This window comes from Pseudomonas sp. MT92 (genome assembly GCF_058792515.1).
Window position 1 is genome coordinate 99,026 of record NZ_JBXAFA010000004.1, and the last position, 16,610, is coordinate 115,635.

Sequence of the window (16,610 nt, forward strand, 5' to 3'; positions counted from 1 at the left end):
TTCACACCGTCAGCCGGCTGAACGTTTCAGAAATCGACAGTTGCCGACAGTAATAAAGTGCGCGGTGAACCTTGGGAGAACGCGCCGTAGGAGGCCACGCCCGACCAGTACGCCTGGTCGAACACGTTCTGCACGGTGGCGCGAAACGTGGTCGGTCGCTCATCGATGAGCGTGGTGTAGCGCGCGCCGACGTCGAAGCGGGTCCAGTCATCCAGTTTCTGAGTGTTGGCCTGGTTGACGTACTGGCTACCGGTATGGATCGCGCCAGCGGTCAGCGTCAGTCCCTCCAGCCACGAGGCATCCCGTTCGGCCCACAGGTTGGCTTGCACTTCGGGTACGCCAACCGGTTTATTGCCACGGTTGCCAGCCACCGAGGTTTTGCTCAGTTGCGCATCGAGCAGGGTCACGCCACCGAGCAGTCGCGTGCCTGGAGCGACTTCGCCGAACACATTCAGTTCCAGGCCGCGATTGCGCTGTTGGCCCTGCACCGCAAACACCCCGGAGGCCAGTTCCCCGCTGGGTTTGGTGATCTGGAACAGGGAAAGGGTGGAGGTGAAGGTGCCGTAGTCGGCCTTGACGCCGAGTTCGTGCTGACGGGAAACGTAAGGGGCAAAGATCTCGCCGGCGTTCGAGGCGGTGGACGGCGCAATGTCGCCCTTGCTCAGGCCTTCGATGTAGTTGTAGTAGAACGAAACGTGATCCCAGGGCTTGATGACCACGCCGTACAGCGGCGTGGTCCGGCCATCATCGTAGGACGTGGTGACCACCCCGGTGGCGTTGTAGTTGTCGGATTGGATGTTCTGCCGGCGTACGCCGACGGTTAGCTGCACCCGGTCATCCAGTACCGACAGCGTGTCCGCCAGCGCCACGCCGGTCAGTTCACTTTCGGATACTTTCGGCGTGTCCGGCTTGGGGAGGTACGGCTTTGGCCGATCCACCGGGTGATAGATGTTCGACAGGATCGGCGCGCTGGAAATGATCCCGCGCGACAGCACATCGCGATAACGGCTGACTTGCAGGGCGGTGCGATGGCTGACCGGCCCGGTGTCGAAACGCAGGCGTGCACCGGCGTCGAGGGTGTATCGCTCGACTTCGAACTTGTAATAGCCCGGAATCGAAGACGTATCGCCGACGGCATTCATGAGGGTCGGCGTCTGGTCGGACATCCGCGCGACATCCGACTGGCCACCGCCGGCATGGGCGAAAACAGTCAGTGCGTCGCTCAGGTCGTATTCGCCACTGAGCAGGGCGGATTTGTCCCGGGTGCGCGACCAGCCCCATGCTTGGCTCACATTGATACGGCCATTGGCCGCCGAGGGAATGTCCACGCCCGAGGCGATCAGGAAGGGGCGCGAAGCAGCGTCGAAACGTTCTTCCTGATTGAGCCAGTCGAAGCTGGTACGCAGGCGTTCGCCTTGATAGTCAAGGGACAGGGCACCGATATCGACATGCCGCGATTGATCGTCGATCGCGGTGTTGCCCAGTTGGGTGCTGCCATTGAGGCGCAGGCCGAAGCGACGTTCTTCACCGAAGCGTCGACTCACGTCGAGGTGCCCGCCAAGCTGCGAGTCCATGGCGTAGCTGGCGGTGAAACGGGTCAGGTCTTCATCGAGGGAGCGCTTGGGCACCACGTTGATAACACCGCCGACTGCGCTGTTGGGCGACATGCCATAGAGCAGGGCACCGGGGCCTTTGACCAGTTCGACACGCTCGGCGTACTCGGTGAACACCCGGTAGTTGGGCGCGACACCGTAGACGCCGTCGAACGCCAATTCACCGAGGTTGCCTTCACCGACGGGAAAACCACGGATGAAAAACGAGTCGACGATGCCCCCGGCCTGCCCCGTGGAACGCACCGAGGAGTCGCGCTCCAATACATCGCCGACAGTGACGGCCTGTTGATCCTTGATCAGTGCCGAGGTGTAGGTGCTGATGCTGAACGGAGCATCCATCACGTCGGTATTGCCGAGAATACCCAGACGGGCACCGCCGGCCACCTGGCCACCGACATACACCTGCGGCAGGGCATCGGCGCGTTGGTCGGTACCGATGACTGCCGTCTCATCCAGCGTCACCCGGCGCTGTACCAGCGAGTAGCTGCCATCGCTGAGCAAGACCATGTCCAGGCCACTGCCGTCCAGCAAGCGAGTGATGGCTTCTTGCGCGGTGAAATGGCCGATCAGTGCAGGGCTGGTCAGGCCTTCGGTCAGGGAAGGCTGAAACGACAGCGCAATACCGGCCTCGACGGCAACGCTGGAAAGGGTGGCGCCCAGCGGCCCGGAGGCAATGTCGTAGGCACGGACCGCGACAGAGTCCAGTTGGACAGGCACGACGGCCAAGGCAAACGGGCAAACGACACCGATCAGGACAAGGCTGAGCAACGCACTGCGAATCACTGGTTTGAACTGACGATCCGGGCGCAGGAGGCGTGCAGCAGGCATGAATGGATGGACCTATAAACAGGACGGTAAAGTGTTTCTCCCCCATAGCCAGTCGAGATCAAAAAAAGTATCACCGGTGCGGCAATATTTTTCGGCGACTCAAGTGGGGGAAAGCATGACCCAGAAGCCATTCAAATGGCCGCTGACATGGATCGGGTAGGTGTGCGCCAGCATGTTCAAGGTGCGCTGGGTGTCGCTGATGGGGTAGGCACCGGAAATGCGCAGATCGGCAATGGCCGGGTCGAGGCGCACAACACCACGGTGATAGCGCGTCAACTCGTCGACGAAGTCCGCCAGGCGCATCTTGTCCGCCATCAACATGCCTTGCGTCCAGTCGCCGGCGGAGCGGCCGGCGACGCTGACCGGGCCGAAGGTGCTGGAAGAAAAGTCGGTGCGTTGCCCGGCACCGATGATCAGCGGTGCTCCCTTGCGATCATCTGCCAGCTCTACCTTTACAGCGCCTTCCAGGACGGCAAGGCGAGTGCGTGATTGCAGTTCGCGAACGGTGAAGCGCGTGCCCAACGCTTGCAGGCGGCCCTGGCGGGTGCTGACCAGGAAAGGCCGGGGCGACGGTGAATTGTCCGGCGCGGTCTGCACCAGTATTTCGCCTTCGCGCAGGTGCAGGTGGCGTTGGTTGGTGTCGAACAGCACGTCGATGGCGGTGTCGGTGTTAAGGGTGATTTTCGAACCATCGGCCAGGGTCAGTTCGCGTCGCTGGCCGACAGCCGTGCGATAGTCGGCCGACCATTGTCGGGACTCTGCCAGCTTCCAGCTGGCCCAGCCAACCGGCAGGATCGCCAGGATCATGGCCAGTTTGCCCAGCGCCGCACGGCGTTCCGGGCTGCTTGGGCGATCAAGCGCCGACATCGCCAGAGACGGTGGCAGTCCACCGAGTTTGCCCTGCAACAACTGCGCCCGCGCCCAGGCCCGGCCGCGCTCGGGGGTGCTGGCTTTCCAGCAGTCCCATTCGGCGCGTTCAGGGTCACTCAGTTCGCCTTCACTCAAGCGGATCAGCCAGTCGGCCGCTTCTTCAAGGGCCTGTCGATCGGAGGGCGGCGCGTTGCGGTGGGTGAGCATTCATTCCACCAGCAACAGGCATTGCACGAAGGCTTGCTTCATGTAGCGTTTGACGGTGATCAGCGAGACGCCCAGTTGCGTGGCAATGTCGTCATATTTCAGGCCGCTGATCTGCGAGAGCAGGAACGCACGTTTGACCAGTGGCGGCAGCGCGTCGAGCATCGCGTCGATTTCGTGCAGGGTCTCCAGGACCATGAAGCGCAACTCCGGCGAAGGCACTTCTGGCGCAGGCAAATGGGAGAGGGCATCCAGGTAGGCGCGTTCCAGGGCCTTGCGTTGATACCAGTTGACCAGAATGCCCTTGGCCACGCAGCTCAGGTAGGCGCGGGGCTGTTCGATGACGGTGACCTGGGAGGCGAGGATACGGGTGAAGGTGTCCTGCGCGAGATCCGCCGCATCCATGGCGTTACCCAGTTTTTTTCTCAGCGTCGCGTACAGCCAGCCGTGATGGCCGCTGTACAGGGCTTCGATTGCGCGCAGGTGATGGTTGTTATTCGCGGGAAGGGTTTCGCTCATGGCTGCAGCTTTATGCAATTGAGAAGTATTCCCAATTCTAGTTTGCAACCCGGCTGCGACGCAAGCGCCGATTGGTATCCCCGTCAGGCGCCCGGCAGACAGCTCAGTGCGGCGATCATCGTGTCGATTTCCGCTTCGGTGTTGTAGGCATGAAGCGAAGCGCGACTGACCTCCAGCAAGTCCCTGTGCTGCATATCGATCAAGGTCGAACGGAAGGTCGAGGTCGACACGTTGATGCGCTTGTCCTGTGCCGCCAGCCACTGTTGAACCTGCGCCGCGCTGCTGCCCTGATGAGTGAATGTCACGATGCCTGATGTGAGGCTGCCGACGTCGCGCGGTGTGACGCCCGGGATATCCGCCAGGCGCTGACGCAGGTAGCCGGCCAAATGTTGAATTCGCAACCACATGGGGTCCACGCCCTGGGCCAGTGCGTATTGCACCGCCGCACCCAGGCCCAGTTTGGCGGCGACGTTGCACTCCCAGTTCTCGAATCGGCGGGCATCGGCGCGGATTTCGAAGGTGTCGGATGTCTGCAGCGATGCGGCGTGCAGGTCGAGAAAGACCGGTTCGAGGTTCTGACACAAGGACCTTTCGACGTACAGGAATCCCATGCCCCGCGGTCCGCGCAGGTACTTGCGGCTGGTAGCCGCGAGCATGTGGCAACCGATTTTCTTCACATCGATCGGCATCTGTCCGACCCCCTGGCAGGCATCCAGCAGAAACAGTACGCCGGCAGCGCGGGCCAGGGCGCCAATCTGTTCGACCGGTTGCACGGGACCGCCGTTGGTGGCGATCACCGGCAAGGCGATCAACGCGACGCGTTCGTCCTCGAGCATTTTTTTCAGTGCCGGCAATGACACCTGACCGTGCTCATCGTTGGCAATGACGCGGATTTCAATGCCGCGCTGCTGCTTCAGTTGCAGGTAAGGAATGTAGTTGCCGGCATATTCGGTGGTCGAGGTCAGCACCACATCACCCGCTTGCAGCGGCAACGAATAAAAGGCCATGTCCCAGGCGCGGGTCGCGTTCTCGATCACGGCGATTTCGTCCGGCTGAGCGTTGATCAGCCGGGCGATGGCGCCATACACGTTTTCCAGCTCGGCCGAACATTGCGCGGCCGCTTCATACCCGCCAAGGCGTGCTTCGAGCTGGAGGTGGCGGGTCACGGTGTCGATGACCGGCGTCGGCATCAGCGCCGCGCCGGCATTGTTAAAGTGGATCAGTTGCGCGACAGCGGGCGTATCGGCGCGCAGTTGTTCAATGTTCAAAGCACGAACTCCTTGATCAATCCCCCGGCGGGGCATGGCTCGGTTGCATGACCGCCGGCCAGTAGCGCAGCGCGACAATCGGAATCAGCGCCACCCCATAGGCCAGACACACGAACAGGTAGGTGTATTGCAGACCGTAAACCTGACTGAGCAAGCCCCCGGCTGAAATCCCCGCGATGGAGGCAAATTGCGCCGTGCCCTGGGCAATCCCCAGCACGTGACCCTGTTGCGAGCTGTCGGCGGTTTTTGAGATCAGCGCCATCAGCACCGGCGTGGTCGCACCGAGCAGCACGCCCCAGATGAAGTAGGCGACAACAAATACCAGCGGATTACGCGTGATGCCCGCCACAGCGGTGAGAGCGATGCAGCCAAGCACAACGTAAGTCATGTGCTGCAGGGTTTCCTGCTGACCACGGTGTTCGAAATAGCGCGACCAGGCCGTGGCCGAGAGAATGAAGCCCAGCGCCAGCAAGCCGTAGCACAGGCCGACCACCGAGTGGCTGACCTCGAACACCGAGCTGACATACAGCGAGAAGGCGGTCTGCGGCAGCATCCGCGCCAGCAGCAGAATGCCCATCACACCGAGTAACGACAGCAGTGGCGAGCCCTGCCACACACTGCCTGAACGGCCGGTGGGAGTTGCCTTGTCGGCGGTCGGGGCTTTCTTCACCGGCGGCACGTCCGGCAAGGTCACGGCGGCGATCACGGTGCACACCGCACACAGTGCCGAGGCGATGATGTTGATCCAGAAGAACGTCGCGTAGTCGAGGATCAATCCGCCGACCACGGCGCCGAGCAACGAACCGACATTGGTCGAGATCTGCAGGATGGCGAACAACCGCGCCCGCCGCGAAGGGGCCTCGATGCTGACGCCATAAGCCTGTGCCGGGGCGATGTAGCCGGCGAACGCGCCTTGCAAAAAACGCAGGATCAGAATGACCCAAATGTCGCTGAACAGCGCCAGCCCAAGTTGGGTCAACGACAAACCGGCGAGGGCGCGGATCATCATCAACTTGTGACCGTAGCGATCGCCGATGCGGCCCCAGAATGCGCTGGTCAGAATAATGCCCAGCATCGGCCCGACGTACACGGCGATGCTGGCGAAGCTGAAAACCGACTCCGAAGTGGTCAGCCCACGCAGGTGGACAGGCCAGAACGGCCCGCTCATTTCCATCGCACCCATCGATACCAATTGGATCGCAAATAGAAGATAAATCAGGATTCGTACTCTTGAACCCTGGATGACACCTGCATGGGACATGAGTCAGCCTCGGTTAAACGCTAGCGAGCGGGTTGGTCAGGGTGTGTTGCAAACGATAGTTGCTGTATTGCATCAAGTGCATGCGCAGCAACGACCGGGTTGGCCATGGGTCTTCGACGAACGCCTTGTGTTCGACCTCCCACAATGCCGGCGACACACGGTGGCGCACAGCCTCGAAGGCCAGATCGGTTTCTTCGCGCAACACTTCCCACAGCCGTGTGTTGTTCAACCCGTATTCCTTGGTCAGCCACAGCGCCATCTCGTGCAGATGCGTGAGGAACGCCGCGTCGAGCACGAACATGCGCACCGGCTCGATATCGCCGCGGAACACCGTCGGCAGAATACCCGGCTGTACGTGGGGCTGCAGGTGGTAGCCACGCGCTTCCAATAACGGAGCGTACGTGCGGCCATCGCCGAAATCGCGGATCAGGAGACTACGTGCTTTGCCGTCGGGGGAGAACAGCACCATGGTGTTTTGCTGATGCGCTTCAAGGCCGATGCCATACATCAGATAGATCGCCACCACCGGGTGGGTCACCACGGTGGCGTACTCACGGAACCAGTGTTCAACCTGGATAGGGCTCGCCCGCACGCCGTCGCGCTCGATCAGATCGGTGAACAGCGGCCGACCACTGCCGGGCAAGCGGGTGAACAGTGACGCCACGGTAATCGGCAGCCAATCGTCGGTGCGCTCGAACGCTGGCTGGCTGGCGCGATAGACCACGGACAGATGACGGCCGGGATGATCGTCCTGAGTGATCGCGTTCCTGTAACGCACGCCGATTTCTTCCGGGAAGATTTCCAGACGTTGATCGAAGCCGTTTTCCGCCTCAAGAATCCTGGTGATCACCGTGCTGATGCGCGGCCCCATGTGAATCGATTTGGCTTGCAGGCTGCGCAGTTCACTGGTCATCCACACGGCGATCGGCAGCTTGATCAGCGGCGCGCAGTTGTCCAGCACCGGCATCATCGTGCGATAGGACATGGTCGGCAGGGTGGCGATATCGGGGCCGTCGGTGATCAGAATCCCCGCTTCGATTTCCGCCGCGAACGTCTTCAGGACATAGGCCTGCAAGTGCCAGGCGTGTATCGGCAACGGCAGCCACTGGCGTTCGTCCAGCCCTTTGCTGTTGAGCGAGGCTTTCCATTGTTCCCATTGCGCCGGGAAATGGCTGGCGAACCAGTCGTGGTAACTGGTCACGTGCGGCATGCTCTCGCTTTTCGCGTTGTCGGCGCGCAACGAGGCGATACGCAACGGCACCTGGGCATTGAACTCGGGGGACAGTTGCTCGATTTCGGCATCGGTCAGACCCGGGCGCGATTTCCAGGTCGGGTAGTACGGATGACCTTCCAGCGAACCCCACTGGTCGAGCAGGATCGCAGCGTCCTTGGTGTTGGCCTGCTGGCGCAGGTAGTCGGTGAAACTGGCGAGGCCCTGATCCCTGGCGGCCTGCTGCAACCGGGCGTTCCATTGCTGGCGATGCTGACGGGCGTGCGCGTCGTTGGTCAGGCTGTTTTCCATGTCGGCCTTCAGTCCGGCCACGCCCTCGTCGGTGGGTTCGAAGTCGAAACTGGCGCGCAGCACATCGAGCATGTCCTGATGGCGGGTGATGACCTGGCGTACGCCGTCGTCGGTGACCAGCACCACGTCACCGTCGTTGACCACGGTGTCGGCCGGACCGTTGGCGATGTCGGAAAAGGCCAGGTGAGCGCGGCCGCCCTTGAGTGGGTAAGTGGCCTGGTGGCCCTCGTCGGAAAAGCTCAGGGCCGAACGGTCGAGGATATTTTCGGCAAAAAGGCAGCGAATCAAGCGTCGCATCGCGTTTTTGCGGGAGTAGGCGATCAGTGTCTTGAAGTCATCCATATCAGCGGTCTGCTCGTCGAAAAATTGAATGAATGGGTCAGGCGGCGGTTGCCGGGCGTGGCCACTGGCTGGGGAAGTAGTCGAGTGCCGAGTCGCGCAGGCCCTGCATGTAGCCAACGCTCCAGTGCAAGACTTCTTCGATGTAAGGCACCTTGAGGTCGAAGCGCCTGGCCATTTCCACCAACAGCACCAGGCCGTAGGCGACGTCTTCGTTGAAGGCCCGGCTCTCGCGTTCGATCACGTAGCCGGCGCGGTTGTCGGCGGCTGGCACCATCGGCGCAAGGATGTCGTTGTAGGCCTGATTGGTGCGCAGGATTGCCAGCATGCTGCTCTGGTCGCGGATTTGCCCGCCGTAGGCGTCGACGATTTCCTGTTTCAGGGATTTGACCGAGGACAGGTCGATGCCCAGACGCTGACTGATGACCGCGCACAACGCCTGGCTTTCCTGATCCATGCGTTCGAGGAAGTAGGCGCCCAGTTCCGGGCACTCGGTCCACCAGCACATGGGTTGCGGGAAAATCTTGCGGTGCCACTGGCCGTAGGGGCCGATCAGTCCGTAGATCACCGAGCTGTGCATGATCGGGTTGCCCGGGGTCAGGGTGATCTCCAGGTAGTGTTCCAGCATCGTCACGCAAGGGCCGTACAGCCGGGTCAGCATTTCCTGCAGCTGTCGGCGTGATGCCTGCGACTCCCTGGCATGGGTCGCCACATACAGCTGGCTTTTGCCGCCGCCCATTTTGATCGAGCGCCCCGGCGCCAGTTCGAACGCGGTATGCGGGACATCCTTCATGCCCCAGATCACCAGGTTCGGACGGTCGGGCAGGGTGGCTTCGGCCAGCCAGTCGAAACCGCAGAAACCGGGAATCGCACCGATGTATACCGGTTTGCTTGCACTCAGATGCGGCGCGATGGCTTGCAAGGTTTGCGGTCGGGCATGGGCAGGCACGGTGATGATGACGATGTCGGCATCCTCGACGGCTGTCCTGGCATCGGTGGTCACGCGATCCAGTCGGGCCTCCAGTGTCGAACCGTCGGGCAACAGCGCCTGCATCGGCGACTGGCGGGCGTGCCGTTCGATGATCTCCTGATTGCCGGTGAGCATCGAAACCTGAACATTGGGCAGTTGTTTGAACAGGATGGCGTTGAGATGGCCGGTCCTGCCGCCACCACAGATGGCGACTTTCAACACATTCATCGAGCGGTGCTCCTGTGTGATGGGTGAGTCATGCGACGCTCAATTGCAGCGGTGCGGAGAAGGATTCCAGCCATTGGGTCTTGCCCAGCCAGGCATCCAGTTGCGGCGCAATGCCTGGATCGATCAGATCGCGTTCTTGCAGCCATTTCTCGTCGAACACCGTGTGCAGGTATTTCTCGCCGCCGTCGGCGATTGGCACCACCACGTTGCCGGTCAGCACGCCTTTGTGGATCAGTTCCAGCGCCTTGAAGATCGCACCGCCGGTTGAGCCACCCACCAACAGGGCGAGGTTGCGCGCGATATAGCGGGCGGTTTCGAAGGCCTGGGAATCGGTGACTTGCACACCCAGGTCGATGCAGCTGTAGTCGAGCACCAGGCCGACGGTGTCGCCGGCCGGCGTGCCGGTGCCTGATTGGTAGTAGGGATAGCCGGGATGGCCGAACACGATGGAGCCGGCCGGTTCCACCGCCACGGTGATGGTGTCCGGGTTATGCAGTTTCAGGCCGCGAGCGATGCCGGTCATCGAGCCGCCGGTGCCGACGCAGCCGACATAGGCGCCAATCACGCCTTCAACCTGGGCGATGGTTTCGCGAACGAAATCACTGTAGCCACCCGCATTGGCCGCGTTATCGGACTGATTCATGAACACGGCACCGGGAATTTCACTGGCCAGTTCGGCGGCGAGTCGTTGCCGCTCGACCACCGCGACTTCATCTTCCCGATAGGTGCCTTTGACGAAACGAATGTCCGCACCCAGTGCCTTCATCACGGCGATCTTGTCTTGTGCGGCGTGGTGATCGACCACGGCGATGAAGTGCAAACCAAACTCCACCGCTGCCATGGCCAGCCCAATCCCGGTGTTGCCGGAGGACGATTCGACGACCACGCCGCCGGGTTTCAGGCGACCGGACTTGAGCGCCGCCAACACCATATTGCGTGCCATGCGATCTTTGATGCTGCCGCCGGGGTTGTTCTTTTCAATCTTCAACAACAAACGTGCATGGGTATCCGGAACTTCAATGCCCAACATCGGTGTGTTACCAATAAGATCCGAAGTTTTATTCAATATCATTTCAACTGTTCCCTTTAGTAGTCAGGTGAAAACGCATAGTTACCTTCCGTACAACAGGTCGCCGTCAACCGCCGGGGCAGGGGATGGCGATGAAACTCGTTTTCCAGCAAGTCCATCTGGTAGCCGGCAGTATTGATGTAAATCAATAAGTCGCCTGGCTGTGGTGCAGTCGAGAAGTTAATCAGGCGGTGACTGATAACGTCATCGTCCAGGCAACTATGGCCGGCGATATAAGCTTGAGTCGGGGTGTGGGGCGGGGCGTGTGAACTGATAAGGATCGGATCAACCAGGTACTCAGAGGCAAACCAGGTTTCGCACGCGCTGAAACTACTGCCTTCAACGAAGATGACGGTTTTGTTGTCGGCGAGTTGTTTGGTGCGGGTGACGCGAAACAATGAAATCGCTGCTTGATCGACGAGACTCCGCCCGGGTTCCAGCGCCAGGGTTATATTCTGCAGTTTTAAATAATTGGATATGGACAGTCCGGGTGAATGCTCGGCCTCCAGCAATAACGTCAACCATTGTGGCGCCGTCAGTTCTGCGCCGTAGGGATAATAGGCGTCGGGCACTTTCTGGTTGTGATAATGGCTCGGTTGATTGTCGTTCTGTAAGAATCGGGCATAGGTCTGCGGCTCGACATAACGAATCGGCAAACCGCCACCGATATCGATCATCTGCGGACTCAGGCCCATTTCCCGAGCCGCCTCGATGAACCCGGTGACCTCGCGTAACGCTTGTGCGCGGGATTCGAATCCATAGCCGCCCAGATGAAAATGGAAACCCTCGAAGTGAAAAGCATCAGTGCTCCTGGTCAGCCGTTGAAGACTGTCGAGCAAGTCTTGCGAGCTCATGCCGAAGCGACTCTGTGGACTGCTTTTGGGCCTGTAACGCAGTAAAACCCTGGCTTTGGTGAGGGGGCGCCGTGCTTCGACAGTGCTTTGCAGATGATCGAACTCTTCCAGCGAATCGACGCAAATCAGTGAACCTGCGCTGACCAGTGCCTGATGAAATACCGCAGTTTTGGCCGGTCCGGTGGCGCAGATTTTGGCGGCGGGTGTACCGGCTCGCAGCGCCGCTTGCAGCTCGTGGATGCTTGACACATCGACGCCGATCCCCGAATTCGCCGCTGCGCCGAGCATGCTCTGGGACTTGTTGGCCTTGGCGCCATAGAAGATGGCGTAAGGCACGTTGTAGCGTTTCAATACGGCCAGTAGAGCCTGTGTATTTAATTCAAAGGCATGGGGCCAAACCAGATTCAAGGGGGAACCATGTTGTTTGACCAAATCGGCCAGCCTACCCGGGAATTTGTTGATGAGTGTGGAAATGACCGGGTCGATCAGCGGTTTTAACATGTGTGGATGGTGAACTTCTGTTAGTTGTTCAACTGGCAATGAAGTTGCTGTAGGCATCGTTAACCCCTGGCGTCGAAAACAACGTCGCCACTGATAGGTTGATCACTGTTTGCTATCGAAATCTTTTACTCGTTAGAAGCAAGGTTTAGACATTCGGAGGCGGGTGCCAGGCGATAGCTGAAGTTGGATGCTTAACGCTGACCGTAATAAATGGATCGCAAAAAAATCGCATTGGAACCTCATTCCATTAGTTTTGTACGGACGTTCCGATTGGCCACCCGTTTACGGGTAATGCCCTGTAGATGGCCGGCAACTGAGATTCAAATGACATCACTGGCCTGTACTTCCCGAGGTGCTGATAACGCGCTTTGAAGCGAGGGTAGTTCCTCTTGGCGGAGCGAACAATATTGCGAACGAGAACTATTATCAAGTATGGTTTTCAAATATTTTTGAATAACGACCGGCGCAAGGCCACTCAATGAACGTGTATTTACACGCTCAAGGAAGCGGTCGTCCCGAAATAAAAAAGTCCTTTAATGCCTTGATCCCCAAGGCGTTAAGGGTTGTTGCAAGAGGCCCCGGACGAGCACCCGGATCTGACGCTGACGGGGCCGGAAAATGTTCAAAAACCACGACTGGTTCACGCCAAGGAGCAACGCCATGCAATTCGATCGACTCAGCAGCAAGGCCCCACTCGCGATCAGCTACCTGTTCGTGCCGGGTAATCGTCCCGAGCGCTTTTCCAAAGCGGTCGAAGCGGGGCCCGATGCGATCATTCTCGATCTTGAGGACGCCGTGCACCCGGACAGCAAACCGGCCGCCCGCGCCGCCATCTGGGCCTGGCAGGAGACTACGCCTTGCGTTGCCTGCGAGCGTTACATTCGCCTCAACAGCGTCAGCAGCACGTTGTTTCGCCAGGACCTGACCTGGCTCAACGACATGCGCTACCCGCAGCGCTGCAACGGGATTTTCCTGCCCAAGGCCGAGTGCCCCGAGGCCTTGAGCCGAGTGGTCGAACGTCTGCGGCAGTGGCAGCCGACGCTGAAGATCGTCGCAATCATCGAGACCGCCAAAGGGCTACAGCAGGTCGAATCAATTGCGGCGATCCCCGGCCTGGCACGCCTGGCGTTTGGTTCACTGGATTTTTCCCTCGATATCAACTGCAGCCAGATACCCGAGGCGTTTCTGTTCGCCCGCAACCGCATTGTGCTGGCTTCGCGCACCGCCGATTTGCCGTCGCCGATCGATGGTGTCACGCCGGCGATCAGCGATTTGGCGGTGGTCGCCGGGGACTCGCATTACGCGCGTTCGCTGGGTTTCGGCGCCAAGCTGTGCATCCATCCCGCGCAACTGGACACGGTGCAGCGCGCCTTCCTGCCGGACTCGCGTCAGTTGGCCTGGGCCGATCGGGTGATGAGCGCGGTGGCCACGGGCAGTCACGCGGTGCAAGTGGACGGTGAGATGGTCGATTTGCCGCTGATCGAGCACGCCCAGCGCCTGCTCGATGTCGCCCGCCAGCACACGCCCATTGCCCGTGTCGATGCCTGTTGAACCCTTGGCCAATCAGGAGATCATCATGGAACAGGGTTATCAGATTGCGTTGTGGCCACTGTGCCAGGTGCTGCAGTCGGAGCAGGTCGATCCGGCCAATGTGACGATGTTGCGTGAGTTGATCGTTCGTGCGGGACATTGGCTGGAACCGATCATCGTCGAGCGTTCGCGCGGCATCGTGATGGACGGTAATCACCGCTTCAACGCCGCGTTGCAACTGGGCTTGAAGCGGGTGCCCTGCATCCAGCTCGATTACACCGATCCGCGGGTCTGTGTGCGGCATTGGCAGACAGGGCAGGCATTCGAAGTGGCGCAGATATTCACCACCATCGCCCGCGGTGAACTCTTTCCGTACAAGACCACCCGGCATGCATTCGACCCCGCGTTACCAAGGGTCGCGATACCGCTGGAGCGGCTGTACGCCTGACCCTCGCCGGGCCCATCCAAAAAACTTTTCCGGGGGTGATACTTTTTCGTGAATTGACTGGCAATAGGAGTGATTACCATTTCCTATTGATGAAAGGATCTCCACGTCATGCCTGTTGTCAGTCGTCCCAGCGGTGAGCGCGTGCTAACGCTTGCCATGCGTACCGCCATGCTGAATTTTATTTTGGTCGCAGGAAGCGCCAGCGCCTGGGCCGCCAGCCCCGAGCAACAAGACGTTGCCGCCGACCCGCGTTCTAACGTCGCGCCAGCCACGCCGGCCGATGACAGCCCGGACGCGCTGACGCTCGACACCACTCACATCAACGCTTCCTACAGCGGCCCGACGTCGTTGCCGGAAACCTTCGCCGGTGGCCAGGTTGCACGGGGAGCCCGCCTGGGCATGATGGGCAACAAGGATGTGATGGACACGCCGTTCAGTGTCACCAGTTACACCGCCAAGACCCTTGCCGACCTGCAAACCGTGACCGTTGCCGATGCGCTGGAGCGTGATCCTTCGGTGCGCTCCACCGGTCAAACCGGCGGTATCGTCGATTCGTTTTTCATTCGCGGCTTCCCGATCGGCGAAGGCAATCTTGGCGAGCTGGCATTCGACGGTGTGTATGGCGTAGCGCCGAACTATCGCGTGTTTACCGACTACGCCGAACGGGTCGAAGTGCTCAAGGGGCCAGGGGCGTTGATGTACGGCATCTCGCCCAACAGCGGCGTCGGCGGCGTGATCAATATCGTGCCCAAGCGTCCGCTGGATGAAGACTTGACGCGGGTCACCACCACTTACGCTTCGGATTCCCAGGTGGGTGGTCATCTGGATCTGAGCCGTCGCTTTGGCACGGACAATCAATTTGGCGTGCGCTTCAACGGCAACCTGCAGGGTGGCGACACGGCCATCGACGATCAACACCGCGACCTCGGTATCGGTGCCATCGCGCTTGATTACCGTGGCGAGCGCTTGCGCCTGAACCTCGATTACATCAGCCAGAAAGAGAGTTTCGAGGCGGCGTCGCGGCCATTCACGGTGGCGCCGGGCATCGATGTCCCGTCCGCGCCGAATGGCCGCACCAACCTGCCGCAGGACTGGGGCTGGTCGGACACCAAAGAGCAGTCGGCCTTGCTTGGCGGCGAATATGACCTGACCGACACGGTCACTGTGTTTGCCCACGCCGGTGGCGGCAAATCCGACGTCAAGCGCCTGTCCGACCAGGTGCCTAGAATCCTCAACGACGCTGGCGATACCAGCAATATTCCGGGCTACTACAAGTTCAACGTTGATCGCTCAACGGCGGACGCCGGTATCCGTGGTGTGTTCGCCACCGGGCCGATCACCCACACGACGACGCTGATGGCGACTAAATATCAGGATGAGCTGTCCCGGGGAATCACCAATGGCACCGAGATCCGTTCGAACATCTATCACCCGGTCGATGTGCCCAAGCAATACATCAACTCACCGAAGGTGCTGCGCATCTCCGAGTCGGAACTGTCAGGCGTTGCGCTGACCGACACACTGTCCATGCTCGATGATCGTTTCCAGTTGACCCTTGGCGTGCGTCGGCAGGACATCGAATCTCGCAACTACAACGCAGCGGGTTCGGTCAGTTCGAAATACAACGAAAGCGCCAACACGCCTCTGGTCGGTGTAGTGGTCAAGCCTTGGGAAGACGTTTCCCTCTACTACAACTATGTAGAAGGCTTGAGCAAAGGGGATATTGCACCGGGGACGGCGGCCAATGCCGGCGAGACATTCGCGCCTTATGAATCGAAGCAGCATGAACTCGGTGTGAAATACGAACACGGCACCTTCATGACCACCCTGGCGTTGTTCCAGATCGAGAAACCGAGCGGTGAAATCGGCGCCGGCAACGTGTTTTCGGTACAAGCCGAACAACGCAACCGCGGGATCGAGTTGAGCATGTTCGGCGAGGTGGCACCAGGCACTCGCCTGATGGGCGGCGTGACGGTGCTCGACGGCGAATTGACCGATTCGGCGACAGCCGCCAACCGTGGCAACAAACCGGTCGGTGTGCCAGACGTGCAGGCCAATCTGTGGGCCGAATGGGATACGCCATGGCTTGAAGGGTTCACCCTCACCGGCGGTGCGATTTATACCGACAGTCAGTACGTCAACCAGGCCAATACCCAGGAGCTGGACGCCTGGACCCGTTTCGATGCCGGCGCCCGTTATGCGACGAAAATCGAAGGCCGGCCGACGACTTTCCGCGCCACGGTGCAGAACGTGTTCGATCGTGAGTACTGGTCGGGCGTTGCTTCGTATGGCGCGTTTTCGCCAGGTTATCCGCGGACCTTGCAACTGTCCGCGACGGTCGACTTCTGACGCACAGGGGCAGGCACAGTCCGGGGCCTGCTGCCTGCCCTGTTTCATTTGTGAACAGGAGTATTCGCATGCTGGACAACCGTGGATTCACCTCTGTTGACCGGTGTCGTCCGTTTCAGGCGACGACCCATCAACTTGCTCTGGTATTTGATTGCAGTGCGAATCGCCATATCCGCGAGATGTTGCGAGTTTACGGACTGCGTACCAGTCTCATAAGCATCGCCGCGCAGGGGGCGT

At 60.2% G+C, this 16,610-nt stretch carries 12 protein-coding genes; 3 read left to right on the forward strand and 9 right to left on the reverse strand.

The genetic code is table 11. The features are described 5' to 3' along the window. Positions 1–26: 26 nt before the first annotated feature. The 9 genes from AC1Q6D_RS08810 to AC1Q6D_RS08850 form a co-directional block, all read right to left on the reverse strand. A complete protein-coding gene (locus tag AC1Q6D_RS08810; RefSeq protein ID WP_103404642.1) occupies positions 27–2,441 on the reverse strand; it encodes a TonB-dependent receptor in 2,415 nt (804 codons plus the stop codon). 99 nt (positions 2,442–2,540) lie between these two features. Beyond that, positions 2,541–3,518 carry a FecR domain-containing protein gene (locus AC1Q6D_RS08815; protein ID WP_103404641.1) on the reverse strand — a complete coding sequence of 326 codons (978 nt, stop codon included), beginning with the start codon at positions 3,516–3,518 and terminating at the stop codon, positions 2,541–2,543. Then, on the reverse strand, positions 3,519–4,034 hold the full coding sequence (locus AC1Q6D_RS08820; RefSeq protein WP_103404640.1) for a sigma-70 family RNA polymerase sigma factor: 516 nt from the start codon (positions 4,032–4,034) through the stop codon (positions 3,519–3,521). Positions 4,035–4,117: 83 nt separating this feature from the next. Then, positions 4,118–5,302: an aminotransferase class V-fold PLP-dependent enzyme gene (locus AC1Q6D_RS08825; protein ID WP_103404639.1), complete on the reverse strand. Its 1,185-nt coding sequence runs from the start codon at positions 5,300–5,302 to the stop codon at positions 4,118–4,120. A gap of 16 nt (positions 5,303–5,318) precedes the next feature. Continuing rightward, entirely contained in the window at positions 5,319–6,563 is a 1,245-nt protein-coding gene (locus AC1Q6D_RS08830; RefSeq protein ID WP_103404638.1) for an MFS transporter, read from the reverse strand. Between the two features lie 13 nt (positions 6,564–6,576). After that, the gene (locus tag AC1Q6D_RS08835) at positions 6,577–8,427 is read right to left on the reverse strand and encodes an IucA/IucC family protein (protein WP_103404637.1); all 1,851 of its coding nucleotides are present in this window, start codon (positions 8,425–8,427) and stop codon (positions 6,577–6,579) included. A gap of 37 nt (positions 8,428–8,464) precedes the next feature. Beyond that, a complete protein-coding gene (locus tag AC1Q6D_RS08840) occupies positions 8,465–9,622 on the reverse strand; it encodes an NAD/NADP-dependent octopine/nopaline dehydrogenase family protein (protein ID WP_103404636.1) in 1,158 nt (385 codons plus the stop codon). Between the two features lie 28 nt (positions 9,623–9,650). Continuing rightward, the gene (locus AC1Q6D_RS08845; RefSeq protein WP_103404635.1) at positions 9,651–10,694 is read right to left on the reverse strand and encodes a PLP-dependent cysteine synthase family protein; all 1,044 of its coding nucleotides are present in this window, start codon (positions 10,692–10,694) and stop codon (positions 9,651–9,653) included. Between the two features lie 14 nt (positions 10,695–10,708). After that, the gene (locus AC1Q6D_RS08850) at positions 10,709–12,103 is read right to left on the reverse strand and encodes a Y4yA family PLP-dependent enzyme (RefSeq protein WP_256590269.1); all 1,395 of its coding nucleotides are present in this window, start codon (positions 12,101–12,103) and stop codon (positions 10,709–10,711) included. Between the two features lie 603 nt (positions 12,104–12,706). On the opposite strand from AC1Q6D_RS08850, the gene AC1Q6D_RS08855 reads away from it, so the two are divergent. From AC1Q6D_RS08855 to AC1Q6D_RS08865, 3 genes are all read left to right on the forward strand, one after another. Continuing rightward, positions 12,707–13,597, forward strand: a complete 891-nt coding sequence (locus AC1Q6D_RS08855; protein ID WP_103404633.1) for an HpcH/HpaI aldolase/citrate lyase family protein — start codon at positions 12,707–12,709, stop codon at positions 13,595–13,597. A gap of 25 nt (positions 13,598–13,622) precedes the next feature. After that, complete coding sequence (locus tag AC1Q6D_RS08860) at positions 13,623–14,024, forward strand: ParB N-terminal domain-containing protein (RefSeq protein ID WP_103404632.1); 402 nt, start codon at positions 13,623–13,625, stop codon at positions 14,022–14,024. Positions 14,025–14,132: 108 nt separating this feature from the next. Continuing rightward, positions 14,133–16,373 carry a TonB-dependent receptor gene (locus AC1Q6D_RS08865; RefSeq protein WP_103404631.1) on the forward strand — a complete coding sequence of 747 codons (2,241 nt, stop codon included), beginning with the start codon at positions 14,133–14,135 and terminating at the stop codon, positions 16,371–16,373. Positions 16,374–16,610: the final 237 nt, after the last annotated feature.

Excerpts from the sequence above, each read along its gene's own strand:
- AC1Q6D_RS08865 (WP_103404631.1), top strand. The coding sequence starts at position 14,133 with ATGCCTGTTGTCAGTCGTCCCAGCGGTGAGCGCGTGCTAACGCTTGCC.
- AC1Q6D_RS08860 (WP_103404632.1), top strand. The coding sequence starts at position 13,623 with ATGGAACAGGGTTATCAGATTGCGTTGTGGCCACTGTGCCAGGTGCTG.
- AC1Q6D_RS08835 (WP_103404637.1), bottom strand. The coding sequence starts at position 8,427 with ATGGATGACTTCAAGACACTGATCGCCTACTCCCGCAAAAACGCGATG.
- AC1Q6D_RS08855 (WP_103404633.1), top strand. The coding sequence starts at position 12,707 with ATGCAATTCGATCGACTCAGCAGCAAGGCCCCACTCGCGATCAGCTAC.
- AC1Q6D_RS08840 (WP_103404636.1), bottom strand. The coding sequence starts at position 9,622 with ATGAATGTGTTGAAAGTCGCCATCTGTGGTGGCGGCAGGACCGGCCAT.
- AC1Q6D_RS08810 (WP_103404642.1), bottom strand. The coding sequence starts at position 2,441 with ATGCCTGCTGCACGCCTCCTGCGCCCGGATCGTCAGTTCAAACCAGTG.
- AC1Q6D_RS08830 (WP_103404638.1), bottom strand. The coding sequence starts at position 6,563 with ATGTCCCATGCAGGTGTCATCCAGGGTTCAAGAGTACGAATCCTGATT.
- AC1Q6D_RS08845 (WP_103404635.1), bottom strand. The coding sequence starts at position 10,694 with ATGATATTGAATAAAACTTCGGATCTTATTGGTAACACACCGATGTTG.
- AC1Q6D_RS08820 (WP_103404640.1), bottom strand. The coding sequence starts at position 4,034 with ATGAGCGAAACCCTTCCCGCGAATAACAACCATCACCTGCGCGCAATC.
- AC1Q6D_RS08815 (WP_103404641.1), bottom strand. The coding sequence starts at position 3,518 with ATGCTCACCCACCGCAACGCGCCGCCCTCCGATCGACAGGCCCTTGAA.
- AC1Q6D_RS08850 (WP_256590269.1), bottom strand. The coding sequence starts at position 12,103 with ATGCCTACAGCAACTTCATTGCCAGTTGAACAACTAACAGAAGTTCAC.